Annotated in this window: 26 protein-coding genes and 1 tRNA gene; 13 read left to right on the forward strand and 14 right to left on the reverse strand. The window is 64.0% G+C overall.

Annotation, left to right across the window (positions count from 1 at the left end):
• Nucleotides 1–125: 125 nt before the first annotated feature.
• The gene (locus tag O9Z70_RS00680; RefSeq protein ID WP_286020593.1) at nt 126–1169 is read right to left on the reverse strand and encodes a LacI family DNA-binding transcriptional regulator; all 1044 of its coding nucleotides are present in this window, start codon (nt 1167–1169) and stop codon (nt 126–128) included.
• A 123-nt stretch (nt 1170–1292) separates the two neighbouring features.
• Here O9Z70_RS00680 and O9Z70_RS00685 point away from each other — a divergent pair, with 123 nt between their 5' ends.
• From O9Z70_RS00685 to O9Z70_RS00705, 5 genes are all read left to right on the forward strand, one after another.
• On the forward strand, nt 1293–2303 hold the full coding sequence (locus O9Z70_RS00685; protein WP_286020594.1) for an aldose epimerase family protein: 1011 nt from the start codon (nt 1293–1295) through the stop codon (nt 2301–2303).
• A 128-nt stretch (nt 2304–2431) separates the two neighbouring features.
• Nucleotides 2432–3139, forward strand: coding sequence for a helix-turn-helix transcriptional regulator (locus O9Z70_RS00690; protein WP_286020595.1), 708 nt, complete (start codon nt 2432–2434; stop codon nt 3137–3139).
• A 167-nt stretch (nt 3140–3306) separates the two neighbouring features.
• Entirely contained in the window at nt 3307–4479 is a 1173-nt protein-coding gene (locus O9Z70_RS00695) for an MFS transporter (RefSeq protein ID WP_286020596.1), read from the forward strand.
• Nucleotides 4476–5666: an MFS transporter gene (locus tag O9Z70_RS00700; RefSeq protein WP_286020597.1), complete on the forward strand. Its 1191-nt coding sequence runs from the start codon at nt 4476–4478 to the stop codon at nt 5664–5666. Before O9Z70_RS00695 ends, O9Z70_RS00700 begins: the two co-directional genes overlap by 4 nt.
• Nucleotides 5659–6123 carry an MmcB family DNA repair protein gene (locus tag O9Z70_RS00705; protein ID WP_286020598.1) on the forward strand — a complete coding sequence of 155 codons (465 nt, stop codon included), beginning with the start codon at nt 5659–5661 and terminating at the stop codon, nt 6121–6123. The genes O9Z70_RS00700 and O9Z70_RS00705 overlap by 8 nt, the downstream gene beginning before the upstream one ends.
• 10 nt (nt 6124–6133) lie before the next feature.
• On the opposite strand, the gene truB is transcribed toward O9Z70_RS00705, so the two are convergent.
• From truB to O9Z70_RS00725, 4 genes are all read right to left on the reverse strand, one after another.
• Nucleotides 6134–7042 (reverse strand): tRNA pseudouridine(55) synthase TruB, encoded by a 909-nt coding sequence (gene truB / locus O9Z70_RS00710; RefSeq protein WP_286020599.1) that lies wholly within the window; start codon nt 7040–7042, stop codon nt 6134–6136.
• A 2-nt stretch (nt 7043–7044) separates the two neighbouring features.
• A complete protein-coding gene (gene rbfA, locus O9Z70_RS00715) occupies nt 7045–7458 on the reverse strand; it encodes a 30S ribosome-binding factor RbfA (RefSeq protein WP_286020600.1) in 414 nt (137 codons plus the stop codon).
• A 32-nt stretch (nt 7459–7490) separates the two neighbouring features.
• The gene (locus O9Z70_RS00720) at nt 7491–8153 is read right to left on the reverse strand and encodes a hypothetical protein (protein ID WP_286020601.1); all 663 of its coding nucleotides are present in this window, start codon (nt 8151–8153) and stop codon (nt 7491–7493) included.
• 168 nt (nt 8154–8321) lie between these two features.
• A complete protein-coding gene (locus O9Z70_RS00725) occupies nt 8322–9341 on the reverse strand; it encodes a 2-hydroxyacid dehydrogenase (protein ID WP_286020602.1) in 1020 nt (339 codons plus the stop codon).
• A gap of 111 nt (nt 9342–9452) precedes the next feature.
• Here O9Z70_RS00725 and O9Z70_RS00730 point away from each other — a divergent pair, with 111 nt between their 5' ends.
• A complete protein-coding gene (locus O9Z70_RS00730; protein ID WP_286020603.1) occupies nt 9453–10001 on the forward strand; it encodes an SH3 domain-containing protein in 549 nt (182 codons plus the stop codon).
• Nucleotides 10002–10013: 12 nt separating this feature from the next.
• Here the strand turns inward: O9Z70_RS00730 and O9Z70_RS00735 are convergent, their stop codons facing one another.
• A complete protein-coding gene (locus tag O9Z70_RS00735; RefSeq protein ID WP_286020604.1) occupies nt 10014–12929 on the reverse strand; it encodes an FAD-binding and (Fe-S)-binding domain-containing protein in 2916 nt (971 codons plus the stop codon).
• 69 nt (nt 12930–12998) lie between these two features.
• Nucleotides 12999–13922 carry a LysR family transcriptional regulator gene (locus tag O9Z70_RS00740; RefSeq protein WP_286020605.1) on the reverse strand — a complete coding sequence of 308 codons (924 nt, stop codon included), beginning with the start codon at nt 13920–13922 and terminating at the stop codon, nt 12999–13001.
• A 410-nt stretch (nt 13923–14332) separates the two neighbouring features.
• Between O9Z70_RS00740 and O9Z70_RS00745 the strand changes: the two genes are divergently transcribed.
• The 6 genes from O9Z70_RS00745 (at nt 14333) to O9Z70_RS00770 (ending at nt 20690) form a co-directional block, all read left to right on the forward strand.
• On the forward strand, nt 14333–15625 hold the full coding sequence (locus O9Z70_RS00745; RefSeq protein ID WP_286020606.1) for an ABC transporter substrate-binding protein: 1293 nt from the start codon (nt 14333–14335) through the stop codon (nt 15623–15625).
• 2 nt (nt 15626–15627) lie between these two features.
• Nucleotides 15628–16575 carry a carbohydrate ABC transporter permease gene (locus O9Z70_RS00750; RefSeq protein ID WP_286020607.1) on the forward strand — a complete coding sequence of 316 codons (948 nt, stop codon included), beginning with the start codon at nt 15628–15630 and terminating at the stop codon, nt 16573–16575.
• Complete coding sequence (locus O9Z70_RS00755; RefSeq protein WP_502870145.1) at nt 16568–17455, forward strand: carbohydrate ABC transporter permease; 888 nt, start codon at nt 16568–16570, stop codon at nt 17453–17455. Before O9Z70_RS00750 ends, O9Z70_RS00755 begins: the two co-directional genes overlap by 8 nt.
• 67 nt (nt 17456–17522) lie before the next feature.
• Nucleotides 17523–18539 carry a Gfo/Idh/MocA family protein gene (locus O9Z70_RS00760; RefSeq protein ID WP_286020608.1) on the forward strand — a complete coding sequence of 339 codons (1017 nt, stop codon included), beginning with the start codon at nt 17523–17525 and terminating at the stop codon, nt 18537–18539.
• Nucleotides 18536–19615 carry a Gfo/Idh/MocA family protein gene (locus tag O9Z70_RS00765; protein WP_286020609.1) on the forward strand — a complete coding sequence of 360 codons (1080 nt, stop codon included), beginning with the start codon at nt 18536–18538 and terminating at the stop codon, nt 19613–19615. Before O9Z70_RS00760 ends, O9Z70_RS00765 begins: the two co-directional genes overlap by 4 nt.
• Before the next feature lie 19 nt (nt 19616–19634).
• Nucleotides 19635–20690 carry an ABC transporter ATP-binding protein gene (locus O9Z70_RS00770; protein WP_286020610.1) on the forward strand — a complete coding sequence of 352 codons (1056 nt, stop codon included), beginning with the start codon at nt 19635–19637 and terminating at the stop codon, nt 20688–20690.
• A gap of 83 nt (nt 20691–20773) precedes the next feature.
• Here the strand turns inward: O9Z70_RS00770 and O9Z70_RS00775 are convergent, their stop codons facing one another.
• Nucleotides 20774–21127 (reverse strand): septal ring lytic transglycosylase RlpA family protein, encoded by a 354-nt coding sequence (locus O9Z70_RS00775; RefSeq protein WP_286020611.1) that lies wholly within the window; start codon nt 21125–21127, stop codon nt 20774–20776.
• Between the two features lie 397 nt (nt 21128–21524).
• The gene (gene uxaC, locus O9Z70_RS00780) at nt 21525–22943 is read right to left on the reverse strand and encodes a glucuronate isomerase (RefSeq protein ID WP_286020612.1); all 1419 of its coding nucleotides are present in this window, start codon (nt 22941–22943) and stop codon (nt 21525–21527) included.
• Between the two features lie 218 nt (nt 22944–23161).
• On the opposite strand from uxaC, the gene O9Z70_RS00785 reads away from it, so the two are divergent.
• Nucleotides 23162–23329, forward strand: coding sequence for a hypothetical protein (locus O9Z70_RS00785; RefSeq protein WP_286020613.1), 168 nt, complete (start codon nt 23162–23164; stop codon nt 23327–23329).
• Nucleotides 23330–23554: 225 nt separating this feature from the next.
• Here O9Z70_RS00785 and O9Z70_RS00790 read toward each other — a convergent pair.
• The 5 genes from O9Z70_RS00790 to O9Z70_RS00810 form a co-directional block, all read right to left on the reverse strand.
• Nucleotides 23555–23630: transfer RNA gene (locus tag O9Z70_RS00790), tRNA-Phe, on the reverse strand.
• Nucleotides 23631–23764: 134 nt separating this feature from the next.
• Nucleotides 23765–23941, reverse strand: coding sequence for a DNA gyrase inhibitor YacG (gene yacG / locus O9Z70_RS00795; RefSeq protein ID WP_286020614.1), 177 nt, complete (start codon nt 23939–23941; stop codon nt 23765–23767).
• Complete coding sequence (locus tag O9Z70_RS00800; protein ID WP_286020615.1) at nt 23941–24579, reverse strand: Maf-like protein; 639 nt, start codon at nt 24577–24579, stop codon at nt 23941–23943. The genes yacG and O9Z70_RS00800 overlap by 1 nt, the downstream gene beginning before the upstream one ends.
• A gap of 11 nt (nt 24580–24590) precedes the next feature.
• Entirely contained in the window at nt 24591–24809 is a 219-nt protein-coding gene (gene infA / locus O9Z70_RS00805) for a translation initiation factor IF-1 (RefSeq protein ID WP_046103343.1), read from the reverse strand.
• Between the two features lie 198 nt (nt 24810–25007).
• A complete protein-coding gene (locus tag O9Z70_RS00810; protein ID WP_502870210.1) occupies nt 25008–25400 on the reverse strand; it encodes an arsenate reductase/protein-tyrosine-phosphatase family protein in 393 nt (130 codons plus the stop codon).
• Nucleotides 25401–25435 lie beyond the last annotated feature (35 nt).

Raw genomic sequence — 25435 nt, forward strand, 5'->3', positions numbered from 1 at the left:
CCATAGGCCTCCCCGGCTGTTCCTCGCGGCGCAGCTGCGCCCCAGAATGCTTACAATAGAGTCTTTACAATTGAAACCGGCGCGGCGGCAACTCACCCTCGTTCTTTGCCGCGCATTGCCGGGCGCTAGCGAAGATTGTCGCGCAGGAAAATTCCAATTTCAATGGGGTCGGTGACGGCGCCGCGTCCATTGCCCAGCGCCAGCGACCGGGCGGCGGCGATGGCTTCGCGGATTTCGCCATCCGGGTTCTGGTCCAGCACCACGTCGATGGCGCCGCTCAGCAGGCCGGCGCGGGTCGGCGCCGTCAGTTCATGGGCGATCACCCGCAGCCGACCGGCACGGCCCGATGCGTCCAGCGCCTGCACCAGGCCGGCATTGCCGGCGCCCAGATTGTAGAGCCCGGAAAGCTGGGGATGCGCCTTGAGCAGCCCGGCGACGATCCCAGCGGTCTGGCTGGGCTCGTCATGGCCCTCCAGCGGCCCGACCAGCGACAGGGCGGGAAATTCCGCCGCCAGGGCCGTGCGAAAGCCTTCCAGCCGTTCGGCATGGTCGCGCAGATGCAGCGAGCCGGCGATCACCGCCACCGTGCCGCCCTGCGGCAGGAAGCGGCCGAGCAGCGAAGCGGCGGTGCGGCCCGCCGCGACATTGTCGATGCCGATGAAATTGCGGCGGGCCGATCCCGGCAGGTCCGAAACCAGCGTCATCACCGCGATGCCGCGCCGATGCGCCGCCTCCACGGCGGCGATCACCCTGGGCTCCTCGCCGGTGACGATGACGGCGCAATCGCAGCTCTGGGCGTCCAGCGCCGCCAGGCTCCTTGCCAGCCCGGCGCTGTCCAGCGCCTTGATGCGGCGGGTTTCCAGATGCATGCGGTCGGCCAGGGCCGGGCCGAACCGGCGCGCCACCGCCTCGGCCAGGCTGTCCATGAATTCATTGGCCCCGTCCGGAATGAAGAAGATCACGCTCAGATCGCGCGCCCGCGCCATCAGCGAGGCATTGAGGTCGCGGGAAAAGCCGAGGCCGGCAATGGCTTTTTCCACTTTTTCCGCCGTGGCCGCCCGTACGCCGGGCCGGCCATTGAGCACGCGGTCGACCGTCGCCAGCGACACGCCCGCCGCCCGCGCCACGTCGTGAACGGTCGCCCGGCGCCTGTGATTGTCTTCCTTCAAGCCTGTGCCCTCTGCCTCGCACTGGACGGCACACTTGTTTCCCGCTCCGAAAAGGTCAAGTGCGGCGTTGCGGCGCCGGGTTAATAGGGCTACAGCTCCGCGCCGAAAAGAGGGAGACAGGACATGGCGATCAGCGTTTCGAGCTTCGGGGAATATCGTGGCAGCCGCGTGGACCAGTTCCGCCTGACCAGCGACGAGGGCGTCGGCGTCGACATCATCTCCTATGGCGTGGCGGTGCGCGATTGGCGCGTTCCGGTCCCGGGCGGCGAGCGCTCGGTGGTGCTGGGCTTCGAGCAATTCGACGCCTATCCCGCCCATAGCCCGCATTTCGGCTCGCTGGCCGGCCGGGTCGCCAATCGCATCAAGCATGCCAGCTTCGAGCTCGACGGCGTCACCTACAAGCTGCCCGCCAATGCCGGCGATCTGCAATTGCATGGCGGCGAGGAAGGCCTGGGCCGGCAGGTCTGGACCGGCCAGGCCGACAGCGCCAACAATGCCGTGCGCTTCACCCTGTTCTCGCCCGACGGCGCCATGGGCTATCCCGGCAATGTCAATTTCGCCGCCACCTATACGCTGTCCGGCAAGCGCCTGCGGCTCGAACTGACGGCGACCACCGACCGGCCGACGCCGATCAGCCTGGTCCAGCACCAATATTTCAACCTCGGCACCAGTGACACGGTTCTCGACCACACGATCCAGGTCAATTCCAGCGCCTATACCGAGCTGGGTGCCGACCTGGCCCCCACCGGCGCCATTCTGCCCAGCAAGGGCACGGATTACGACCTCCGCCAGCCCCGCACCATGCGCGACGCCAAGGGCGCGCCAATCGATTACGATATCGGCATGGTGCTCGATACCGGCCGCAAGCTGGCCGATCCGATTGCCACGGTGATATCCCCTGAGCGGGATCTGACGCTAAGTTTGTGGAGCGACCGTCCCGGTCTCCAGGTCTATAATGGCGTCTGGACCGATGTGCCGGTCCCCGGGCTGAATGGCCGCGCCTATGGCAAGCATTCCGGCTTCTGCCTCGAAGACCAGAACCTGGCCGACGCCGTGCATAATCCGCATTTCCCCAATGTCATCCATTCGCCCGACCGGCCCTATAGCCATTGGTGCGAGTTTGAGATCGCGTGAGCGATTTGCGATAAGAAATCGACGTGCTGCCGGGCGTGACGTTAACAATCTGCTGACGGATTCCGTCATTTGCGACCCGGATGCTCCTCCCGCTACCAAAGAGCGGAGGGAGCGATGGAGACAGGTTCATGGACAAGACCGAGCGGCTGTTCTCCATCATGGATGCGCTGCGCCGCCACCGCCGGCCGATCACCGCCGCGGCGCTCGCCGAAGAGCAGGGCGTCTCGGTGCGCACCCTGTACCGCGACATCCAGACCCTTATCGGGCTGGGCGCGCCGATCGATGGCGAAGCGGGGATCGGCTATATGCTGAAGCCCGGATTTTTCCTGCCGCCACTGATGTTTACCCCCGAAGAGCTGGAGGCCCTGGTGCTGGGCGCGCGCTGGGTGGAGACCCAGCCCGACGATGGCCTGGGCGCCGCCGCCCGCAATGCCCTGGCCAAGATCGCCACCGCCTCGCCGGAAGATCTGCGCGACCGCATCAGCGATACCGCCCTCTGGCCGGTGGCGATTTGGGGGCCGCGCCAGCCGATTCCGGTTCTGGGCGATATCCGCCTCGCCATGCGTCATGAAAAGGCGGTCCGCATCGACTACGAAGACGTCGAAGGCCGCCCGACCAACCGCGTCATCTGGCCGGTTGGACTGGCATTTTATGAAGGAAAACAAACGATTGCGGCCTGGTGCCTGCTGCGACAGGACTTCCGTAATTTCCGCACCGACCGCATTGCCAGCCTGATGATTCTCGACGAGCGCTATGGCAAGCGCCGCGCCATTCTCGAACGCGAATGGCGCGAAAGCTGGGCTCGTGACCGCCGCAATAGCGCGGGCGAGGACTAATTCGGGGCTCTCCGTCGATGTGCCCGCGTCCCGTCTTCGCCGCCCGGCCAGCCGCTTGCCGCAGCCCGCGTCCAGCGGCTTTCGGCAACGTTATAACTTGGCCATTCTCACGCCGCCGGAAATGTCCTAGCTTGCCGGCGACTGATCTTCTTTGAGCATCTCCTGACATGCGATTCGGCCTTGCCTTGCCGCCCCAGATCAAGGTCTTCGGGGCGTTCTTCATCTACTCGTTCTGCATGGGGAGCCTGTTTCCCCGCCTGCCGGCGATCCAGGAGGCGCTGGGCGTCGGCGAAGGGGCGCTGGGCCTGGCGCTGATCGGCTCCGCCGTCGGCACGTTGATTTCGCTCACCTTTGCCGGGCCGATCATCGAGGCCATCGGCTATCGCCGCACTCTGCTCACCGCCATTCCACTGCTCTCGATCGGCTATGCCATCGCCGTCTGGGCGCAGACGCCGCTGGCCCTGTTCCTGCTGCTCGTGCCGGTTGGCCTTCTCATCGGCGCCATCGAGATCATCATCAATATCGAGGCCGATCGGGTTGAACACGCCATTGGCCGCCGCATCATGAGCCGGGCCCATGCCTTCTGGAGCCTGGGCTTTTTCGCCGCCGGCATGATCGGGGCGTTCATCGCCCAGACCGGCCTCGAGCCGCATTGGCACCTCATGCTGATGATCCCCATCATCCTGGCCGCTACCGCCCTGCTGCTCGGCCAGTTCCAGCCCGCCGGACACCGCATCCAGGCCAAGGCCGAGCAGGCGCCGCGTTTCGCCCGGCCCACCCTGCCCATTCTGGCGCTGGTTGGGGTGTGTATTTCAGCCATGGTGCTGGAAGGGGCCGGCATCGACTGGTCGGCCATCTATATGCGCGACATCTTCGCCGCCGAGCCGTTCTGGTCCGGCTTCGCCGTCGCTACCGTAGCCGGCTCCATGGCCGTCACCCGGTTCTTCGCCGATGGCTTCGTCGAGCGCTATAGCCCGGTTATCGTGGCGCGCGCGCTGCTGGCTATCCTGGCGGCCGGCTCGCTCCTGAGCTTCCTGGCCCCCCATGCCTGGTCGGCCTATCTCGGCTTCGCCCTTATCGGCATCGGCTCCAGCGCGCTGTTCCCGCTGGCCATGTCGGCCGCCGCCCAGCTCACCGACCGGCCGGCGGCGCTCAACGTCGCCTCGCTCGCGCAGATTTCCTTCACCGCCTTCCTGCTCGGCCCGCCATTGCTCGGTTTCGTCGCTGAACATTTCGGCATTCGCTGGACCTTCGGTCTCGGCTTCCCTCTGGTCGTCATGGGCTTCTTCGTCGCCCATGCCCTGGGTCCCAAACCCATCAAGCAAGTTATCACGCCATGATCGCCGCACAGCATCGCATCTATGCCTGTTTCTTCTTCTTCGCGGCCACGACCGGCGCGCTGATGGCGCGGCTGCCCGACATCCAGACCCATCTGGGGGTCAGCGAGGGGCAATTGGGCCTCACCATGATCGGCATGTCCCTGGGCTCGCTGATTTCGCTGACCTTCGGAACGCCGATCATCGACAAGCTCGGTTTCCGGACCACGGCCTTTTTCACCACGCTCGGCCCCGCCGTGCTCTTCGCCATCATTCCCTGGCTGCCGGCGGCGCCGGCCATGTTCGCCGTGCTCTTCGCCGTCGGCCTGTTGGCAGGGGCGCTGGAGATCAACCTCAATGTCGAGATCGACCGCCTCGAGGCCCAGACCGGCAAGCGCTTCATGAACCGGGCTCATGGTTTCTGGAGCGTCGGCTTTTTCGTCACCGCCCTGTTCGGCGCCATGATCCGGCAATCCGGCATTTCGGCCGCCTGGCACATGGGCTTGCTCGCCATCATCGTCTTGCTCGTCGGCGGCTATCTCATCCTTGGCGCGACCAATGCGCCCAAACCCCGGCGCGCCGGCGATGAAGCCGGCGGGCACGGCTTCGCCTTCCCCAATATCGGCCTGCTGCCGCTTTGCCTCATCGGCTTTGCCGCTTTCCTCGTCGAGGGCGCCGGCATCGACTGGTCGGCCATCTACATGCGCAATGTCTTCGAGGTGGAACCCTTTATCGGCGGCATGGGGCTGACGCTCTTCGCCTTCTTCATGGCGGTCATGCGCCTCACCGCCGATCCCATCGTCTCCCGCTACGGTCCGCGCAATGTCGCCATGGTCATGCTGAGCTTCGCCAGCCTCGGCGCCTTGCTGGTCGGCTTGGCGCCGCTGCCGGAACTGGCGCTGCTCGGCTTCGCGCTGATGGGCGCGGGCTGTTCGGCGGTCTATCCGCTGGCAGTCTCCGCCGCCGCCCAGCGGACCGATCGGCCCGCTGCCGTCAACGTCGCGGCGCTGGGTCAGGTCAGCTTCGTCGTCTTCTTCCTCGCCCCGCCTCTCCTGGGCTTCGTGGCGGAATTCATCGACATCCGGGCATCCTACCTGGTCTGCCTGCCGCTGCTGGTGGCCGGCCTCTGGGCTTCGAGCTTCGCCCTGGGCACCGGAAAGGTGGAGCCGCCGGCCGGCATGGCCCCGGAGCCGCTGGGCCCCAATGGCTGAGGAACTGCCGCCCATTGTCGATCTGCGCCAATCGGCCACCGCGCTGCGGGTACAGCGCGGGACCATGCGCATGTTGCGCGAGCGGCACGACATGGCCTGCTATGCGGAAGTGCCGCTCGCCAATGGCCGCCGCGCCGATATCCTGGCGGTGGGACCCAAGGGCGAGATCTGGATCGTTGAAATCAAGTCGAGCCTGATCGATTTCCAGGTCGACCGCAAATGGCCCGAATACCGGGAATTCTCCGATAAATTCTTCTTCGCCAAGCCGCCGGAGCTCGACGCGGAAATCTTCCCCGACAGCGAAGGGCTGATCGTCGCCGACGGGCATGATGGCGCCATTGTGCGCGATAGCCCCGATACGCCCCTGGCGCCGGCCCGGCGCAAGACCTTGATGCTCAAGCTCGCCCGCATGGGCGCCGACCGTATCCATATCCTGATGGATCCCGGCCCGCGCTGACTACGGCAATCTAGAGGTTGAACACCCGGCGCGGCTTGAACTGGCCGAATTCCACCGAGCCGGTGGCCAGCACCTTGCCCTTGAAGCTGACCCAGCATTCCTCCAGCGCCACCGGCGCGCCGGCGCCGGTCAGCAGTATCGCATTGCCATGGCCCACGGCGCCAGCCTGGCCGGCATCGAGACGGATTTCCGGCAGCTCGAGAAGGCCACTGGCAACGGGAGCGATCAGCCGATCCCGTTCCGGACCCGCCTCGGCGGCCTCCAGCGCCTCGATGGTGATGGCCTCGGCATCGCTGAACGGGCCGACCCCGGCGCGGTGCAGGCTGGTCACGTGGCCAAATGTTCCCAGGGCTGCGGCAATGTCCCGCGCCAGGGCCCGCACATAGGTGCCTTTGCCGCAGGTGACTTCCAATATGCTGGAATCGGCCCCGTGCTCGATAAGCGAAATGGCGTCGATATCGACGGGACGGGCAGCCAGTTCGACGATCTCGCCCGCCCGGGCCAGATCATAGGCCCGCTCGCCGTCCACCTTGATGGCGGAAAAGGCCGGCGGCCGTTGCAGGATCGTGCCGATGAAGCGCGGCAGCACGGCCTCCACCGCTTCCCGGTCCGGCCGGTTGTCGGACGTGGCGACCACCTCGCCTTCGGCATCATCGGTCGAGGTGGCGCGGCCCCAGCCGATGGCGAAGCGATAGACCTTAATTCCGTCCTGCACCTGCGGCACTGCCTTGGTGGCTTCGCCCAGGGCAATGGGCAGGATGCCCGTGGCCAGCGGATCGAGCGTTCCGGCATGGCCCGCCTTGGCGGCGGACAGCAGCCAGCGCACCTTGCCGACCGCCTGGGTCGAGGTCATGTCATAGGGCTTGTTGAGCACGATCCATCCGGAGATGGCGCGCTTTTTCGACTTGGCTTGCGTCAAGGTCAGCCTTCGTTTGGATCTTCGGAATCGTCTTCGAGGTCGCGCTTCACCCGGTCCGAGCGCAAAAGCGCATCGATGCGGCCGGCTTCCTCGAAGGTCTCGTCCACGAAGAAGCGGATTTCGGGGGCGAATTTCAGATCGATCTGCGGCGCGATCCGGCCCCGGACGAATTTGCGGTGCCGGTTGAGCGCGGCGGCGATCTCGTCGGCATGCGCCCCGCCCAATGGCATCACATAGGCATTGGCGATCTTCAGGTCGGGCGTCATGCGCACTTCGGGCACGGTCACGACCGCGCCGCGCAGGGCCTCATCCTCGATTTCGCCGCGCGCGAACAGGGCCGCCAGGGCATGGCGCACCAATTCGCCGACGCGCAGCATACGCTGGCTGGGGCCCGCAGGCTTGTGGTCCTTTTTCATGGGCAGCGCCTTAGGCCCTCCCGGCCGCGCCGTCAATCCACCGGGGTCAGCGCCGCCTGTGCCTTGAACTGGGCCACGCGCCGTTCGATCTGCTCCGCCGTCACCGGCCAGGTGCCCGAATCTTCGGGATCGAATGCGGCGCCGCGCCATTCCTGATAGACCATGGCCACCCCGGCGGCCGATTTGTAAAAGCCCATGATCATCACCTCGCCCTGGCCGGCATAGCCGGGCAGGTCATGATAGGCGCCGCAGACGAAGCCGAGCGGGGGAATATTATCGCCATCGTCGGGCTCGAGCTGGAACAGCGCCACGCTCTCCGGCCGGCAGGCCCGCGCATAGACATCGATGATCACCGAGCGCAGATTGGCGAGCGTCAGCCCCGGCTGGTCGAAGATCCGGGCACCATAGAGCCGGCTCCACAATGCCTCGCCTTCGCCGCGCGGATAGATTTCGAGCCGTGCCTCGCCATCGTCTTCCCGGAAATAGACCGATAGCAGATCGAGCATTTCCGTGGAGGCGGCCCCGTCCAGCTCGGCCCAATCCGGCAGCGGCAGGGCGAGCATCTGGTCCAGCGCCTCCAGCACCAGATGCTCGGCTTCCGCCGTCAACGGCACGGCCGGGGTCTGCTGGGCCAGGGCGGGCAGCGCCAGCATGGCGGTCGCCAGAATGGCCGTAGCGAACATCGTTTTTGGCAAGGGGCTCTCCTAAACCCGGTACTGTGGCATCCGCCTCGTCACGCCCGTCCGCCCACCTCCATGCGTCAGACCGGGCGCGGCGACGATTAGGGATGAAACCGCCCGCGCGCAAGGGCAGAGGGGCCGGCTTGTGGTGAAGGACACGTCGTTGCGGAATTGCTGCAACAGTCAGCCCCGCGCCGTACGCGGCGTCGGCGTTTCCGGCAGCAGGCGATGCGGCGGCTGATGACCGTCCATGAATGTGCGGATATTGACGATGACCGCCTCGCCCATCTCCACTCGCGCCTCGAGCGTCGCCGAGGCCATATGGGCGGTGAGCACCACCCGGCCGGCTTCGGCCAGCGCCAGCAGCCGCGCATTGATGCCGTGCCGGTTTTCGAACACATCCAGGGCCGCGCCTGCCAGATGGCAGATTTCCAACTGCTCGATCAGCGCCGTTTCATCGACCAGTTCCGGCCGGCTGACATTGACCACATAGGCGCCCAGCTTCATGGCGGCGAGGCGCTCGGCCGAGAGAATACGATGCGTCTCGCGGGTCAGCGGCGTATGCAGCGAGACGATATCGACCGCTGCCAGCATGGCATCGAGATCGTCCCAATAGGTGGCTTCGAGCGGCGCTTCGACGCCGGGCGGGCGCCGATTGCGCGAATAATAATGGATGGCAAGCCCGAAAGCGCGGGCGCGGCTCGCCACGGCGGTGCCGATGCGGCCCATGCCCACAATGCCCAGCGCCTTGCCGCGCAGCCGATGGCCCAGCATCGAAGTCGGCGACCAGCCGGCCCAGGCCCGGTCGCGCACCAGCATCTGCGTGCCCTCGACCAGCCGCCTTGGCAGCGTCAGCATCAGGGCCGTGGCCATGTCGGCGGTGTCTTCGGTCAATACCGACGGCGTATTGGTCACGGTGAGGCCCGCCGACCAGGCGGCGTCGAGATCGATATTGTCCACCCCATTGCCGAATTGGGCGATCAGCCGCACGCTGTCGGGCAGGCGGGAAATCAGCTCGGCATCGATCCGGTCGGTAATGGTGGAAACCAGCACATCCTTGCCGTCGAGCCCGGACAGGATGTCGTCCGGGGCCAGCGCCAGGTCGGCCTCGTTGACATCGGTCTCGAACAGGGTCGCCATGCGAGCTTCGATGCTGTCAGGCAGGCGCCTGGTCACCAGGATCTTGGGTTTGCTGGATGTCATGCGCACCAGATGAGGACAGCCGGGCGGGCTCTTGCCAGCCCTTCAGCGACCATTAAGGATCATGGTCTAGTGATAGGGCAATTCCATTCCGTCTGCAAAGTGATGTTCCGTTTGCCCGCTTTTCCGGGCCGTTTGCGCCCTATTCTGTTGCTGTTGATCGCCCTGGCCATCTTGGTCCCGGTGGCGCCGCCGACAATTCTGGCGCAGGACAATCCGAGCGGCCTGCCGCTGCCGCGTTTCGTCAGCACCCGCTCCAATCCGATCAATGTCCGGGTCGGTCCGGGCACGCGTTATGAAATCGCCTGGAATTTCCTGGTCTCGGGCGTACCGGTTGAGATCATCCAGGAATTCGATACCTGGCGGAAGATCCGCGACATGGATGGCGACGAGGGCTGGGTCCATCAAAGCCTGCTTGTCGGCAATCGCGTCGGCTATGCGATCCCCTTGCTCGCCAATGGGGAAGTGGCGATGCACGCCAATCCCGCCGAAGACGCGGCGCTGCGCGCCCGCCTTGCCGGCGGCGTCAGGGTGTCGATCAGCGAATGCACCGGTTCCTGGTGCCGCGTTTCGGCCGGCCAGCCGGGCGAGCGCTCGGCCTATTCCGGTTGGGTGCGCCAGGAAGAACTTTGGGGCGTCTATCCGGATGAAAAATTCGACTGACCCGGCAGCTCTCTAGCGGCTCGCCCATTCCAAAAGGCTCGCCAGGCTGACAAAGGGGATGCCGGCATGCTCGGTGAGGCCCGAGGCACAGGTGGACACCGTCGAGACTCCCAGTTCGCATTTCTCGGGAATATCGCTGCTCACCCGCCGCGTCGCATGCGCGTTGAGCTCGGGGATGAACAAGCCCTTGTCGCCGGCATAGCCGCAGCAGGTGACGGACGAGAGCACCGCAACGCTGTCGGCGCAGGCCTGGGCCAGTGCCTCGGTCATCGGCTGTTCGGCAAGGCGTTGCGCCGAGCAATTGTGGTGCACTGCCAATACCGGCAATTTCTGCGTGATTGTCAGCTTCGGTAGAACGTGGCTGAGGAGGAATTGCGCCGAATCGGCCACAGGCGCGTCGCCGGGAAATTCTTTGAAATGCTTGGCGCAGGTGGACGCATCGGTCACCACCGGCAGACGGCCGGCATCGGACAGGATGGAAAGTTCCTGTTTCAGCGCCCCGCCCACCTCGGCCGCCTGTTCCGGGAAACCCTTGGATTGGAAGGGTTGGCCGCAGCATTGGCCGTTTACCTGTTCGGGAATGATGACGTCATAACCGGCCCGTTCGAGCAGGGCGACCATGGCCTGAGGCGTCGGCAGCAGATTGTGCCCGGTCCTGGGCGCGCCGAACAGACGGCTGGGACAGGCGGGGAAATAGACCACGGATGGCCGCCCGGTCTGGGCGATGGGCACGGGAAAGCCCGCCTTTCTCGGGTCCTGCCGGCTATCGCCGGCCTTCGGCGCGCCCGGTCCATGGCTGAGGGCGCGGGACACGCGCGGCACCCGCTTGCCGGTCAACCGCCTGGCCGCCTCGGTCACCATCTCCACGGCGGAGGCAGGAATTACGGCCCGCGCCGCATCGGCGGCGGCGACGCCGCTGCGCATCATGGTTTCCACGGCTCCGCGATGATCGGCGGCGAAGCCGGCCAGCGAGCGGGCCGTATCGCCGCGCCGCCGCGCCCGCTCGCCGATGATCATCGTGCCGGTTTCGATGCCGACCGGACAGCGCAGCGAACAAAGGTTGCAGGCCGCGCAGGTATCCAGGCCGGCATATTGGAAATCAGCCTCGAAGCGCGCCAGCCGGGCCGGATCTTCTCCGCTCTGGCGCATGCGGGCGCGTTCGCGTGTCACCGCTATTCGTTGACGAGGCGTTAACGTCAGGTGATGGCTGGGGCAAGCCGGTTCGCAAAAACCGCATTCAATGCACATATCGACCAAATCGTCGGCCAGCGGCATGACCTTGAGGTTCTTGACATGAACCTTGTCGTCGTCATTGAGCAAGACGCCGGGATTGAGCAGCGCCTCGGGATCGAAAATGGCCTTGATGCGATGCATGATCGCATAGGCCTTGCCGCCCCATTCGGTTTCGACGAAAGCGGCGATGGCGCGGCCGGTGCCATGCTCGGCCTTGAGCGAGCCGTCATAGCGAACCGAGACCAGGTCGGACAGCGCCATGGAGAAGGCGTCGAACTTGGCTGCCGAATCAGGCTGAGAAAAATCGCCGCTCATCTGGAAGTGCAGGTTTCCGGCCAGCGCGTGCCCGAAAATGATGGCGTCCTCATAGCCATGGTCGTCGAGCAATTGGCGCATGTCGACGACGAAATCGGCCAGGCGGTCGATCGGAGCGGCCACGTCCTCGGTCAGCATGGTGGTGCCCCGGGGCCGCGCCGCGCCGCCGGAGGCGAAAAAGCCCTTGCGGATATCCCATAGAGCGTGGCTGCGCTGCTCGTCGGTCGAAAAATCGATATGGGTCGCACCATGCCGCGCCAGCAGGTCCACGGCTTTTTCCACCTCGGCGTCGAGCGTTTCGGCATCGGGCGCCGTGACATCGATCAAAACGGCCGGCGAATTCTCGGTGAGCCAAGGTAGGAGCGGCGCCATCGGCGGCAGATGCTCGACCGTCGCCAGCGCCCGGCGCTCGATATATTCGGCGGCGGTGATGCCGGTGGTCACCTGCACCCCGCCATTGGCCATTTCGATGATGGCGCGGCCCGCCGCTTGCGGATCGGGGAAGGGGATCAGCGCCGTCGACTTGAACGGGTGCTCCGGCACCGTGTTATAGGTCACCTCGGACACGAAGCCGAGCGTGCCTTCCGACCCCACCATCAGGTGGATGAGGATGTCGAGCGGATCGTGGTAGTCGACCAGGGCATTGAGCGAATAGCCGACCGTATTCTTGATCCGGTATTTCTTGCGGATCAGGGCGACAAGGTCGGCATCCGCCATCACCTCGCGATGCAGCCGGTGCAACTGGTCCAGCATGTCGGCATGGGTGATGCGAAAGGCATCGCGACTGGCCGGGTCGCCCGAATCCAGCGCGGTGCCATCCGTCAGCACGATCCGCAGCCGCGCCATGGTGTGATAGGTGTTCTGCGTTACCCCGCAGCACATGCCCGAGGAATTATTATTGACCACGCCGCCGATCTTGCAGGTGGCCTGGCTCGCCGGGTCGGGGCCGATCTTCTTGTCGAAGCGCTTCAAGGCCCTATTGGCCTCCGCCACGATGATGGCGGGGCCGAGCGTAATCTGCTCCGCGCCGGCGCCAATCTCCAATTTGCGCCAGCCGTCCCCCAGTACCGCCAGCACCCCGTCGGTCACCGCCTGGCCCGATAGCGAGGTGCCGGCGGCGCGGAAGGTGACGGGTAGGCCCTCGGCCCGGGCAGTCTCGAATACGGCCCGTACCTCGTCCTCGGTATTGACGAAGGCGACCAAGGCGGGGATCAGCCGATAGGAGCTGGCGTCGCCGCTCCAGGCATAGGTCATCAGCGGGTCGGTATAGATATTGCCGCGCAGAAATTGGCGCAGACGCGCGGCGGCGCGCTCACCGGCGGCGAGACGATCTGGTTCGGGAGCCCGGGGCTGGACGGAGAAGGAAGAGGTTTGCTGCATGAGCGGCAAACTAACATGTTAGTCTGGCGCTGCGAAGAGTGCTCTTGCCGGCGATCGCCGGGGCGCACCTCATTCCGCTGGCGGCAGGACCTGTTCAGCCGCCGCCTTGATGCGTTCGATCAGCGCTTCCAGCCGGTCCGCCTCGCGTCGTTCCTTGAGCACATGCACACCGACCACGAAATGGGACATCTCCGCCTCGACCTGCAATTGCAGCAGGCCCTGGGCCTCCAGATGGTCGCGCAGGACATGGGAGTGCGGCAGCACGGCGTCGGTGGCCAAAGTATAATCGATGCAGGCGGCCAGGGAATTCGAGCCGAAGGTGAAATCGGCCTGCTCGAACAGCGCCTTCATGCGCGCCCGCCAGCGATTGGGGTCGAAAAAGCGCTCATGCCGGCTTTCCGGCGGGGTGCTGGTGACCATCGGATAACGCTCGATTTCCTCGCGGCTATGCGGACGGTCGAGCAAGGGATGTCCCGCACGGACGAAGTAACCGTTGCTGACGCTGGTCAGCGGGATGAAGTCGGTCGTCACCGCCGGATTGAGATCCTTGGTTTCATGGCCGAGAAACAGGGCGATATCGCCCGAGAGCAATTGATCGAGCAGGCGGAACTGGTGCCCCAGGCTGACCTGCACCGGTGAGCCGGGAAATTCGCGCTGATAATCGAGGATCATGTCCTTGAGGAACAGCGTCCACCACGAATAGCCGGTGCCGATCGCCAGGCCCCGCTCGATGCCGCGCTTCTGCTCGGCGATATTTTCGAGCGTATTGTCGTAGAGGCGCTGCATCAGGCGGGCATTTTCATACAGCGTTTCGCCGTAGCGGGTCAGACGCACGCCGCGCGATGATCTTTCAAACAGCGGCGCGCCGACACTTTCCTCCAATTTGCGCATATTGAAGGTCAGCGTCGGCTGGGTGATGAGCAGCGCCGACGCGGCTCCGCTCAAGGTGCCGGCATCGGCCGCCGCCAGAAATTGAATGAGCAACTTATCCATGAAACGCCCCCGACTATAGATTTTATCTATAATAAGCCGGCGATTTCGTAGTTTTCCAGTCCGGTTTTTTGGGCCACATTATGCTGGGAGAGTTGGCGCGTCAGGCTTGGAGCCCATTCACGCGCCGGCGGCGGACAGGGAGGGAATTCGAAGTGGTTTATCGGCCGTGCAACTTCCATACAAGACGGTTGCCCCGGCCGAGTTTTCTATGTTAAGCCGTAACTGACTGGTTATTTGCGCGATCTGTTCACGCGCTGAGTGTCAGCCGCTAACGGCTTGATAGAGCAGCGTTTAACAGAATCGATTTTGCGAATATTTAGTAACCAGTTGGTGATTTAGCGGCGGGGAGGCCGCTAGGGCATTATCCGGTTCCGGGCTTCGGAACGGTAAGCTTCATGGGAGGAAGACACATGAGCATTCGACTAGGACGCCGTCAGTTTCTGATGGGATCTTCGGCTTTGGCTGCTGCGGCGGCTTTCGGCGCAGGCCCCGCCTGGGCCCAGGGTGCCAATCTGCGCCTGACCTTCTGGGGTGGCCAGGACCGCGCCGACCGCACTTATGGGGTGACCGATCTTTATACCAGCCGCAATGGCGGCTCGGTCGAGGGTGAGTTCCTGGCCTGGAACGATTATTGGCCCAAACTGGCCACCCAGACCGCCGGCGGCAATGCCCCCGACCTGATCCAGATGGATTATCGCTTCATCGTCGAATACGCCAAGCGCAACGCCATTGCGCCCCTCGACGAATTTGTCGGCAATGTACTCAAGCTCGACGATTTCGACGAAGACCAGCTCGAAGGCGGCAAGGTCGACGGCCAGCTTTACGGCATTTCGCTGGGCGCCAACACCGTCGCCACCCTGGTCAACACCGCCGCGTTCGAGGAAGCCGGCATCGAGGCGCCGACCAACGACTGGATTTATGACGACATCATGGAAAAGGGCGAGGCTTTCGCCGCCGCCAATATCCGTGGCGGCATGAAGATGATGAACGATTCCTCGGGCACCGAGCCCATGCTGGACAATTGGCTGCGCCAGAAGGGCCTGGCGCTCTATACCGCCGAGGGCACACTGGGCTTCGACGCCGATGCCATGGTGGAATGGTTCACCATGTGGAACAAGTTCCGCGACGCTGGCGTCATCATCTCGCCCGATGAGCAGGCCATCGATACCGGCGCGCTGGAAACTACGCCGCTAGTCCGTGGCAAGTCGGCGATGATGCCGTCCAATTCCAACCAATTGGTCGGCTATCAAGCCATCGTTCCCGACCGGCTCGATATGGTCGGCTATCCCCGTCTCGCTCCGGGCGTGGGCGGCGGCCATTATCGCAAGCCTTCGATGTTCTTCTCGGTGGCCGGCTCCTCGGCCGACAAGGAAGCAACGGCGGCCCTGCTCAGCTTCTTCGTCAACGATCCCGATGCCGGCAAGATTCTCGGCGTCGAACGCGGCGTGCCCTGCTCGGCTGCCGTGCGCGATGTCGTATCGCCGACCCTGGACGAGCAGAACCAGATCGCGCTGAACTTCGTGGCCAATCTGGGCGACCTGCTGGGTCCCTTGCCGCCGCCGCCGCCGGCCGCCGCCGGTGAAATCGACATCTCGCTGTTGCGGACGCTGAGCCAGGAAGTGGCCTTCGGCGCCCGGACGCCCGAAGATGCCGGCGCCTATTTCGTCGCCGAGGCTACGGCCATTCTGGAACGGGCGAGCTAAGCATGACCGCGCGCTCTCTTGAATCGGACGCTTCCGTAGGGGAGCGCGCGGTTCGCCCGTCCATCTGGGCTCGGATCTGGCAGAATGATGCCCCCGGCTATCTGTTCCTGCTGCCCTGGTTCATCGGCTTTTTCGGCCTCACCGTCGGCCCGATGATCACCTCGCTCTATCTCAGCTTCACCCATTTCGACCTGCTCACCGCGCCGCGTTGGACCGGTATCGATAACTACATGCGCATGTTCACCAACGACCCCAAATTCGCGGCGTCGATGCGGGTGACCATGTTTTTCGTCATCTTTTCGGTGCCGCTCAAGCTGGCTTTCGCGCTGGGCGTCGCCCTGCTGCTCAATCGCGGCATTCGCGGCCTGCCGCTTTATCGCGCCCTGTTCTATCTGCCGAGCCTGCTCGGCGCCTCGGTCGCCATCGCCATTCTGTGGCGGCAGATTTTCGCCGGCGACGGCCTGGTCAACAAATTCCTCGCCATGTTCGGCATTATCGGACCGAGCTGGATTTCCAATCCGCAATATTCGCTCTGGACGCTGATCATCCTGTCGGTGTGGCAGTTCGGCTCGCCGATGATCATCTTCCTGGCGGGCCTGCGCCAGATTCCGCAGGACATGTATGAGGCGGCCAGCCTCGATGGGGCCAGCAAATGGCGGCAATTCTGGAAGATCACCCTACCGCTGCTGACGCCGGTGGTGTTCTTCAACGCCATCATCCAGACCATCGAGGCGTTCAAGAGCTTCACCCCGGCTTTCATCATTTCCGGGGGCACCGGCAATCCGATCAATTCCACCCTGTTCTATACGCTCTATCTCTATCAGGAGGCCTTCGGCTTCTTCCGCATGGGCTATGCCTCCGCCCTGGCCTGGGTGCTGCTGGCGCTGGTGGGCCTGTTCACCGCCTTCTCCTTCCTGACCTCGAAATACTGGGTCCACTACGATGACTGACGCGCCCAACAAGCTCACCGTCGTCGGGCTGCGCCGGCTCTCGCCCGCCCAGCGCCGCTTTTTGTCGGTGCTGACCCATGCCGCCCTGCTCGGCGCTTCGGTGCTGATGCTCTATCCGCTCTTGTGGATGCTGGCCGCTTCCTTCCGGCCGGAAAACGAGATTTTCAGCTCGACCAGCATCATTCCCTCGGCCTGGAGCCTGGACGCCTATATTCGCGGCTGGCATGGATTGCGCACCAGCTTCGGCGTGTTCTTCACCAATAGCTTCATCATCTCCATCCTCAGCGTCATCGGCAATGTCATGGCCTGCTCCATGGCCGCCTTCGCCTTTGCCCGGCTGGAATTCCGCGGCAAGAAATTCTGGTTCGCGCTGATGCTGCTGACCCTGATGCTGCCCTATCAGGTGACGCTCATCCCCCAATATGTGCTGTTCCGCCAGCTCGGCTGGGTCAATTCCTTCCTGCCGCTGGTCGTGCCCAAATTCCTCGCCGCCGACGGCTTCTTCATCTTCCTCATGGTGCAGTTCTTCCGCGGCCTGCCCAAGGAGCTGGACGAGGCGGCGCAGATGGATGGCTGCTCGCCCTGGCGCATCTATTGGAAGATCATCCTGCCGCTCTCCATGCCGGTTCTGGCGACGGCCGCCATCTTCACCTTCATCTGGACCTGGGACGATTTCTTCGGGCCGCTGATCTATCTCAGCGAAATGCGCACCTACACGGTGATGCTCGGCCTGCGCACCTTCACCGACAGCACCGGCATGTCCGATTATGGCGGGCTTTTCGCCATGAGCGTACTCAGCCTCGTGCCGATCTTCCTGTTCTTCCTGTTCTTCCAGCGCCTGCTGATCGAAGGCATTGCCACGACGGGGATGAAACGGTGACCGACCTTCGCGATATTGCCGGGCCGATGCCGCGCCCCTGTTTCATGCGACCAGGACCATTGTTGACATGACTATCAAATTTGCCGCCATCGGCATCAATCACGCCCACATCTATGGCCAGGTGGATTGCCTCAAGCGCGCCGGCGCCGAATTCGTCGCCTTCCATGCGGTGGAGGACGATCTGGCCGCCAGTTTCGGTGAAAAATATCCCGAGACCCGGCGCGTCGTCGATCCCCGCGCCATTCTCGAGGACAGCTCGATCGCGGTCGTCACCACCGCCGCCATTCCGGGCGATCGCGCCGCCATCTGCATCAGCGCCATGCAGCACGGCAAAGACGTGCTGACCGACAAGCCCGGCATGACCTCGTTCGAGCAATTGGCCGAGGTGCAGCGGGTGCAGCAGCAAACCGGCCGCATCTTCTCGGTGCTCTATTCGGAGCATTTCGAAGTGCCGGCCGCGGTCGAGGCCGGCAATCTCATCGCCAGCGGCGCCATCGGCGAGGTGGTCAACACGGTGGGCCTCGGCCCCCATTCCCTGCGGCTCAACAAGCGTCCCGACTGGTTCTTCACCCGCAATCGCTATGGCGGCATTCTCTGCGATATTGCCAGCCACCAGTTCGAACAATTCCTGTTCTTTTCCGGCGCCATGGATGGCGAGGTGATTTCCGCCAATGTCCATAACCGCAACCATCCGCAGCGCCCCGGTTTCCAGGATGTCGGCGACGCCCATATCCGCACCGACAGGACCACGGGCTATATCCGCGTCGATTGGTTCACGCCCGAGGGCCTGCCCACCTGGGGTGACGGACGCCTGACCATTCTGGGTACCGAAGGCTATATCGAGCTACGCAAATATGTCGACATTGCCGGCCGCCCCGGCGAAAATCACCTGTTCCTCGTGGACAAGCAGGGCACCAGGCATATCGACTGTTCCGATGTCGACATGCCGTTCGGCCGGCAATTCCTCGATGACGTGCGCAATCGCACCGAAACCGCCATGCCCCAGCAACGGTGCTATAACGCCATGAAGATGGCGCTGACCGCCCAGGCCCTGGCCGAGCGGGGCACGGAATGGCAGCAATGAGCCGCGTTCTCAACGTTGCCGTGGTCGGCTGCGGCATCGGCCGCAGCCATATCGTCGAGGGCTATCTGCCCAATGCCGACAAGTTCAGGGTGCTGGCGCTCTGCGATCTCAACGCGGAGCGCCTCGACGCCATCGGCGAGGAATTCGGCGTCGAGCGGCGCCTGACCAATTTCACCGACCTGCTGGCCATGGACGATATCGACATCATCGACGTCTGCACCCCGCCCGGCGTGCATCTGTCCATGGTCACCGAGGCGCTGACGGCCGGCAAGCACGTGGTCTGCGAGAAACCGCTGGTCGGATCGCTCAAGGATGTCGACGCCATCATGGCGCTCGAACAGCGCACCAAGGGCCTGTTGATGCCGGTCTTCCAATATCGTTTCGGCGACGGCATCGAACAGGCCAAGACCATTATCGATGCCGGCATTGCCGGCAAGGCCTATTGCGGCACGGTCGAAACCATGTGGCGCCGGGAAGCGCCCTATTATGCGGTGCCCTGGCGCGGCAAGTGGCAGACGGAACTGGGCGGCGTCCTCATGGGACACGCCATCCATCCCCACGATATCTTCACCTATCTCATGGGCGACATTGCCCGCATATTCGGCCGCGTCGCCACCCGCGTGAACCCGATCGAGGTCGAGGACGTCATTTCCGCATCGCTCGAAATGCGGAGCGGGGCGCTGGCCAGCTTCACCGCCACTCTGGGTTCGGTCGACGAGATCACCCGCATCCGCCTGCAATTCGAAAACGTCACCTTTGAAAGCGACCACGCGCCCTATAATCCCGGCGGCAAACTCTGGAAGATTCTGCCGCGCAATGACGAGGTCAAAGCCCGGATCGACCAGCTCCTCGCCAATTGGCAGCATGTGCCGTCGCGCTTCCAGACCCAGATGGCGCGTTTCCACGACGCCATTTCCGGCAAGGGCAAGCTGCCGGTCACCAGCGCCGATTCCCGCCGGGCATTGGAATTGGTGACGGCCTTCTATCACTCTTCCGCCACCCATTCCGAAGTTGAACTGCCGCTCGGCCCGGACCACCCGCTCTATGGGAGCTGGGTGCCCGCCGCATACCGATAGGCAGGAGGAGACAGGCCGCATGGCAACCAGCATCGAACTCAAGCAGATCCAGAAGGCCTATGGCGACGTGCCGGTCATCCACGGGGTGGACCTGACCATCGAGCCGGGCGATTTCACCGTCTTTGTCGGCCCCTCAGGCTGCGGCAAGTCCACGCTCTTGCGGATGATCGCCGGCCTCGAACCGATCACCGGCGGCGACCTGCTCATCGATGGACAGCGCATGAACGACGTCCCGGCGGCCAAGCGCGGCATCGCCATGGTCTTCCAGTCCTACGCGCTTTACCCGCATATGAGCGTCTATCAGAACCTGGCTTTCGGCCTCGAAACCGCCCGCATGCCCAAGGCGGAAATCGAGCCCCGGGTGCAGCGGGCGGCGGAAATCCTCAAGATCGAGCCATTGCTGAAGCGCAAGCCCAAGCAGCTCTCCGGCGGCCAGCGCCAGCGCGTCGCCATTGGCCGCGCCATCGTGCGCGAACCCAAGATTTTCCTGTTCGACGAGCCGCTCTCCAATCTCGATGCGGAATTGCGCGTCGCCATGCGCGTCGAGATCGCCAAGCTGCATAACGATCTGGGAAATACCATGATCTATGTGACCCACGATCAGGTGGAAGCCATGACCATGGCCGACAAGATCGTGGTTCTGCGCAGCGGCATCATCGAACAGGCCGGTGCGCCGCTGGAGCTCTACAACAATCCGCGCAATCTCTTCGTCGCCGGCTTTATCGGCTCGCCCAAGATGAATTTCCTCAATGCCAGCGTCGAGAACGGCGCGCTCAAGGCCGCCGGAACGGTCTTGTCGCTGGATCGCGACGTGGCCGGCGCCATGATCCTGGGCATCCGGCCCGAACACATCACCATTGCCGAGGGCTCCGGCGTCAAATTTGCCGATGTCCGCGTCGATCTGGTCGAAAATCTGGGCGGCCAGACGGTGGTCTATGCCACGACCAGCGATGGCCAGGCCCTGACCATCGTGCTCGAGGGGCAGCGCAATGTCGATCTGGGCTCCATGGTCCCGGCCTATCTCGACCCGGCCAAGGCCCACCTTTTCGACTCCGATGGATCGGTCATTCGTTAGGCGATTAATTTAGGCGCGCCAGAATGAAGGGGGCTGTCCGGCGATCCGGACAGCCCCCTTCATGTCTCGGGAGGAGACGGAGTTCAGTTCCCGGCGAGGCAGACCGTGGTGGTGCCGCGATTGCGGAAGCCGAGCGCGGTGGCGGCGGCTTTGGAGAGATCGATGATGCGCTTGCCATGGAAGGGGCCACGATCATTGATGGTGACTTCCACGGCATTGCCGGTCCGCTGGTCGACAACCTCGACCTTGGTGCCGAAGGGCAGGGTACGATGCGCCGCCGTCATGGCGTTCTCGTTGAAGGTTTCCCCCGATGCGGCCTTCTTCCCGTGGAAGCCGGGACCGTACCAGGAAGCGCCGCCGCATTGGGCATAGGCTGCACTGGAAAAACTCAAGACACATGCAGCGCAGATGGCGGCGATAACGGCTTTCTTAGTCAATAGTTCAGCTCGCTGTAATTGTAGATGGCGGCTGAGTAAGGGGGCGGCGGGGCCACAATGTGAGCAAATCCGGCACTTTGCGCCCGGCCCGCCCGATGTTGCGGTTTTGCCGCGGGGGGCGGCATGCAGGTTGTTAACCATCGGCGACGGAGTCTTGAAAACGTAGAAACCGAATCCACGAGGAGAACGAATCAGCACCGCATATCCGCCGCCCTGGGCGGATTCGAGGAATTGATTTGCCCATTGTGGCCGATTGGCAACGGTTTCCACAAACTTGCCGGGCAGGCCGGTATTTTTCGGTTCCGCTGGAGAAACATGCAGGAAATGCGGCCCTGGCGACCGGTTTCAGGCGGCAATGTGGCAGGAAATGCGCCGTTGGCGCCCAAGCCGCGGCCGGTCAGGGGATGCGGTAGGCATCCTTGGCGGCCTGATAGCTCAAATGCCTGGCAATCTCTTCTGCGCTGGCCCGGCCAAGCCGGTTCTCGCTGACCCAGCGCGCCAGGAAGCCGCAGACCTCCCGGCGCCAGACGTCGTGGCGGGCCGGAATGGAGAGCAGGGCCCGGGTATCGTCGTTGAACCCGGCGAGATTGTAGAAGCCGGCGGTTTCGACCACCTGGTCGAGATAGCGGCGGATGCCCTGCGGGCTGTCGTGGAACCACCAGGGCGGCCCGATCATCAGGCTGGGCCAATAGCCGGCCATGGGCGCCAGTTCGCGCGCATAGGTGGTTTCGTCGAGCACGAACATGATGAGCCGCAAGTTCGGCTCATTGCCGCAGCGCGACAGCAGCGCCCGGAGCCCGCCGACATAATCACTGGGTCCCGGAATGTCGGCGCCGAGATCGGCGCCACGCTCGGCAAAAAGCAGCGGGTCGGTATTGCGGCGCGAACCGGCATGGATCTGCATGACCATGCCGTCCTCGACCGAGAGCAGGGCCATCTCGGTCAGCATCTGGGCCCGGAACATTTCGGCATCATCGGCGTCGTGACGGCCAGCCAATATTCTGTCGAGCAGGGCCTGCTTCTCCACCGCCGGCAGGTCGGCGGTATTGGCCGTCGGCACACCGTGATCGGTGGCCACGGCGCCGAAGCGGCGGAAATATTCGCGCCGCCGGCGATGGGCGTTGATCAGCCCGTCCCATCTGGCGATGTCCTCGCCCGTCAACTCGCCGAACCTGTGCAGGTTTTCGGCGATGGCCGGGCGGCTGGCATCGGTCACGTCGTCGGGCCGGTAGGTGGTGCGGACCCGGCCGATATAGCCCTCGCCTTCCATCTTCCGGTGATGCGTCAGGGGATCGAGCGCGAATTCGGTGGTCGCGATGACTTCGACGTCGAAGCGGTCGAGAATGGCGCGCGGCAGGAGGTCGGGCGCGCCGAGCCGGGCATCGATAGCATCGTAAATGCCGTCGGCCGTGGCGCCGGAAAGCTCCTCGCCAATGCCAAAAACCGCATGCAGCGAATGATCCACCCAGGTTTTCGAGGGCGTCCCGGCAAAGAGATGGTAATTTTCGGCGAATAGCCGCCAGGCCCGGCGGCCATCGCTTTCGACGGGCTTGCCGTCCTTGCGCGGGATGCCCAGGGCATCATAGGAAATGCCGCGGCTCCGCAGCATGCGCAGCACATAATGATCCGGCGTCAGGAACAAAGCGGTGGGGGTGGTGAACCGGCCATTATCCGCAAACCAGGAGGGGTCCGTATGGCCGTGCGGACTGACGATGGGCAGGTCCTTCACCGCCGGATAAAGATCGCGCGCAATGGATTGCGCCGGCTCCCAGGCGGGAAAAAGACGGTCCGGATGCAGATGGGCTGGCTGGGTCATGACGCTTGTTCTGCCACGTTCATCGGGGTGTTTCAATGTCTACCATACAAGATAGCAATCAAGCGCATTTGAAACAAATTAACCGCTTTTGCAGGCTGAGGTTCAGGCCGGGGCCGGAGCCGCGTATCGTGCGGTCGAGAGGGTGAGAAACGGCCCTGGTCAAGGCGGCTGCCCCAAGGATGGACCGGCGGAAAGGCCGGGCCTGCGCGGAGGTCGATATGGCCAATCTCGATCTGAACCATGGTCCCGCCGACCTGCCAACCATACGTCGCCGGGTGCGGCGCAGCGGCCATCTACAACAGGCCCAATTCATGCTGGCGGCAGCGGGCCTGGCAGCGCTGGGCATTCTGTCGGTTGCCGGGGCGATATTGGCAAACCTGTTATAGGAAATGAATAATTGCCGCGGGCTGCGCCTCTGGGCCTTGAACCTCTGGGCGGCAGGACTATCTAACCGGATAAGGACGCGGCAGGCCCCCATTGCCCGTCCCGCAAGCTCGACATGGTCGATGCGTTGGCGCCGCCCTCCCGGTTGCCAAATGCTCCCGTCGCAGCGCGAGCCCGGATGCCGTTCCCTCCACGGCGTCCGGGCTTTTTTCATTTCCCGGAAGTGGTGGTGCCCAGAGCCGGAATCGAACCAGCGACACGCGGATTTTCAATCCGCTGCTCTACCAACTGAGCTATCTGGGCATCGGGCCTAATGGCGTGAGCCGCGAGCCACCGGCCTTATAGGAGATCGGTTTTTGCCGCGCAAGCGCGAAAACGCAGTGTTCGCACACAGGGCGATCGGTTAACGGATTGTTAGCGTTGAACGCCCCTATCGCTCATTCATCGTCACCGGTATCGGCAATCGGCTCGTCGTCGCGGGCGGGAATGACATAGCTGCCCGAAAGCCAGCGATTGAGATCGACATCGGCGCAGCGTTTCGAGCAGAAGGGCTTGAGCTTCTCATCGGCCGGCTTGCCGCAGATCGGGCATTTCTTTTCCTGGGACCGGCTCATCAGACGCTCGACAGGCTCGACTGGTTGAGCCAGTTGAAGTGGACAGGATAATTCTCGCCGGCGAGCAATTGGGCGGTTTCGTGCAGCGGCAGGCCGACAACGCCGGAATAGGAGCCGACCAGCTTGACCACGAAGGCGCCGGCAATGCCCTGGATGGCGTAGCCGCCGGCCTTGTCGCGCCATTCGGCGCTGGCGAGATAGGCTTCCATTTCCCGCGACGACAGACGCTTGAAGCGGATGCGGGTCTCGACGACGCGATGACGCCTGGCGCCGGCGGGATTGATCAGCGTCAGGCCGGTATAGACGCGATGGGCGCGGCCCGAGAGCAGCCGCAGGCAATCGCTCGCCTCTTCCATGGTCTCGGCCTTGGGCAGGATGCGCCGGCCGACGGCCACCACAGTATCGGCGGCCAGCACCAGCGAATTGGCGCCGAAACCGGCGACCCGCGCCTTGTGCTGGGCGGTGACCGCCTTCAGCTCGGCCAGGCGCTGGGCCAGCTTGCGCGGCAATTCGCCTTTTTCGGGCGTCTCGTCGACATGGGCCGGCACCAGATGCTCCGGCTCGATGCCGATCTGGTTGAGCAGAGCCAGCCGGCGCGGCGAGGCAGAAGCCAGGATCAGGTCGGGGCGGCTGGCCATCGGGGCTCAGATCACTTGAAGCGGTAGGTGATGCGACCCTTGGTGAGGTCGTAGGGGGTCATTTCGCACAGCACCTTGTCGCCGGCGAGAACGCGGATGCGGTTCTTGCGCATGCGCCCGGCAGTGTGGGCGATGATTTCGTGGTCGTTTTCCAGCTTCACGCGAAAGGTCGCGTTGGGAAGCAATTCGGTGACCACGCCCGGAAATTCGAGCACTTCTTCCTTGGCCATACTTTCTCCTGAGAAGGCCCCGCCATGCGCCATTGTTGGCTGGCTGAGGCCGCAAAATCGGGCGGAACCTACTTCAAATCAATTGTTTTGTGAACCACTTGCCCCATTTGCCGTCTTCTGGAGGCGATGGACGGGCACAAGTGGTTGTTTTGTCGCGTTTCCAGACCGCCAAGCAGCGTCCGCCCCAGCCGTAGCCGTTCAGGAAACCAGTGGCTCCAGGCGCTCGCGCACCCGGCGGCGCAGAGAATCCCGGAGTTCGCGATAGGCATTGAGCACCAGTTCGCGGCTGCCTTCCACCAGAGATGGGTCATCCACCGTCCAGTGCTCGACCGCCCCGGCCTCCAGACCCTTCTTCCTGACCGCCTCGGGGGCGTCTTCGGACAGGGTAATGACGAGGTCGAAATGGTTGGCGACCAGTTCGTCCAGGATATGGGGTGTATGCACCGACATATCAATGCCGATCTCCTCCATGACCTCATAGACGAATTGATCGGCCTTGCCGCCATCGACGCCGACCGAGCGGGCGATGAGCCGGCCGGGAAAGGCCTGGCGCGCCAGGGCGGCGGCGATGGGCGAGCGCACCGAATTCATCGAGCAGACAAACAGCACGCTGGGCAATTTGCTGG

Source organism: Devosia sp. YIM 151766 (genome assembly GCF_030285925.1).
GTDB lineage: Bacteria > Pseudomonadota > Alphaproteobacteria > Rhizobiales > Devosiaceae > Devosia.

Coding starts and splice junctions, on each gene's coding strand:
- O9Z70_RS00685 (WP_286020594.1), top strand. CDS start 1,293: ATGGCGATCAGCGTTTCGAGCTTCGGGGAATATCGTGGCAGCCGCGTG.
- O9Z70_RS00690 (WP_286020595.1), top strand. CDS start 2,432: ATGGACAAGACCGAGCGGCTGTTCTCCATCATGGATGCGCTGCGCCGC.
- O9Z70_RS00695 (WP_286020596.1), top strand. CDS start 3,307: ATGCGATTCGGCCTTGCCTTGCCGCCCCAGATCAAGGTCTTCGGGGCG.
- O9Z70_RS00700 (WP_286020597.1), top strand. CDS start 4,476: ATGATCGCCGCACAGCATCGCATCTATGCCTGTTTCTTCTTCTTCGCG.
- O9Z70_RS00705 (WP_286020598.1), top strand. CDS start 5,659: ATGGCTGAGGAACTGCCGCCCATTGTCGATCTGCGCCAATCGGCCACC.
- rbfA (WP_286020600.1), bottom strand. CDS start 7,458: ATGAAAAAGGACCACAAGCCTGCGGGCCCCAGCCAGCGTATGCTGCGC.
- O9Z70_RS00725 (WP_286020602.1), bottom strand. CDS start 9,341: ATGACATCCAGCAAACCCAAGATCCTGGTGACCAGGCGCCTGCCTGAC.
- O9Z70_RS00735 (WP_286020604.1), bottom strand. CDS start 12,929: ATGCAGCAAACCTCTTCCTTCTCCGTCCAGCCCCGGGCTCCCGAACCA.
- O9Z70_RS00740 (WP_286020605.1), bottom strand. CDS start 13,922: ATGGATAAGTTGCTCATTCAATTTCTGGCGGCGGCCGATGCCGGCACC.
- O9Z70_RS00745 (WP_286020606.1), top strand. CDS start 14,333: ATGAGCATTCGACTAGGACGCCGTCAGTTTCTGATGGGATCTTCGGCT.
- O9Z70_RS00750 (WP_286020607.1), top strand. CDS start 15,628: ATGACCGCGCGCTCTCTTGAATCGGACGCTTCCGTAGGGGAGCGCGCG.
- O9Z70_RS00755 (WP_502870145.1), top strand. CDS start 16,568: ATGACTGACGCGCCCAACAAGCTCACCGTCGTCGGGCTGCGCCGGCTC.
- O9Z70_RS00760 (WP_286020608.1), top strand. CDS start 17,523: ATGACTATCAAATTTGCCGCCATCGGCATCAATCACGCCCACATCTAT.
- O9Z70_RS00765 (WP_286020609.1), top strand. CDS start 18,536: ATGAGCCGCGTTCTCAACGTTGCCGTGGTCGGCTGCGGCATCGGCCGC.
- O9Z70_RS00770 (WP_286020610.1), top strand. CDS start 19,635: ATGGCAACCAGCATCGAACTCAAGCAGATCCAGAAGGCCTATGGCGAC.
- uxaC (WP_286020612.1), bottom strand. CDS start 22,943: ATGACCCAGCCAGCCCATCTGCATCCGGACCGTCTTTTTCCCGCCTGG.
- O9Z70_RS00785 (WP_286020613.1), top strand. CDS start 23,162: ATGGCCAATCTCGATCTGAACCATGGTCCCGCCGACCTGCCAACCATA.
- yacG (WP_286020614.1), bottom strand. CDS start 23,941: ATGAGCCGGTCCCAGGAAAAGAAATGCCCGATCTGCGGCAAGCCGGCC.
- O9Z70_RS00800 (WP_286020615.1), bottom strand. CDS start 24,579: ATGGCCAGCCGCCCCGACCTGATCCTGGCTTCTGCCTCGCCGCGCCGG.
- infA (WP_046103343.1), bottom strand. CDS start 24,809: ATGGCCAAGGAAGAAGTGCTCGAATTTCCGGGCGTGGTCACCGAATTG.
- O9Z70_RS00810 (WP_502870210.1), bottom strand. CDS start 25,400: ATGAATTCGGTGCGCTCGCCCATCGCCGCCGCCCTGGCGCGCCAGGCC.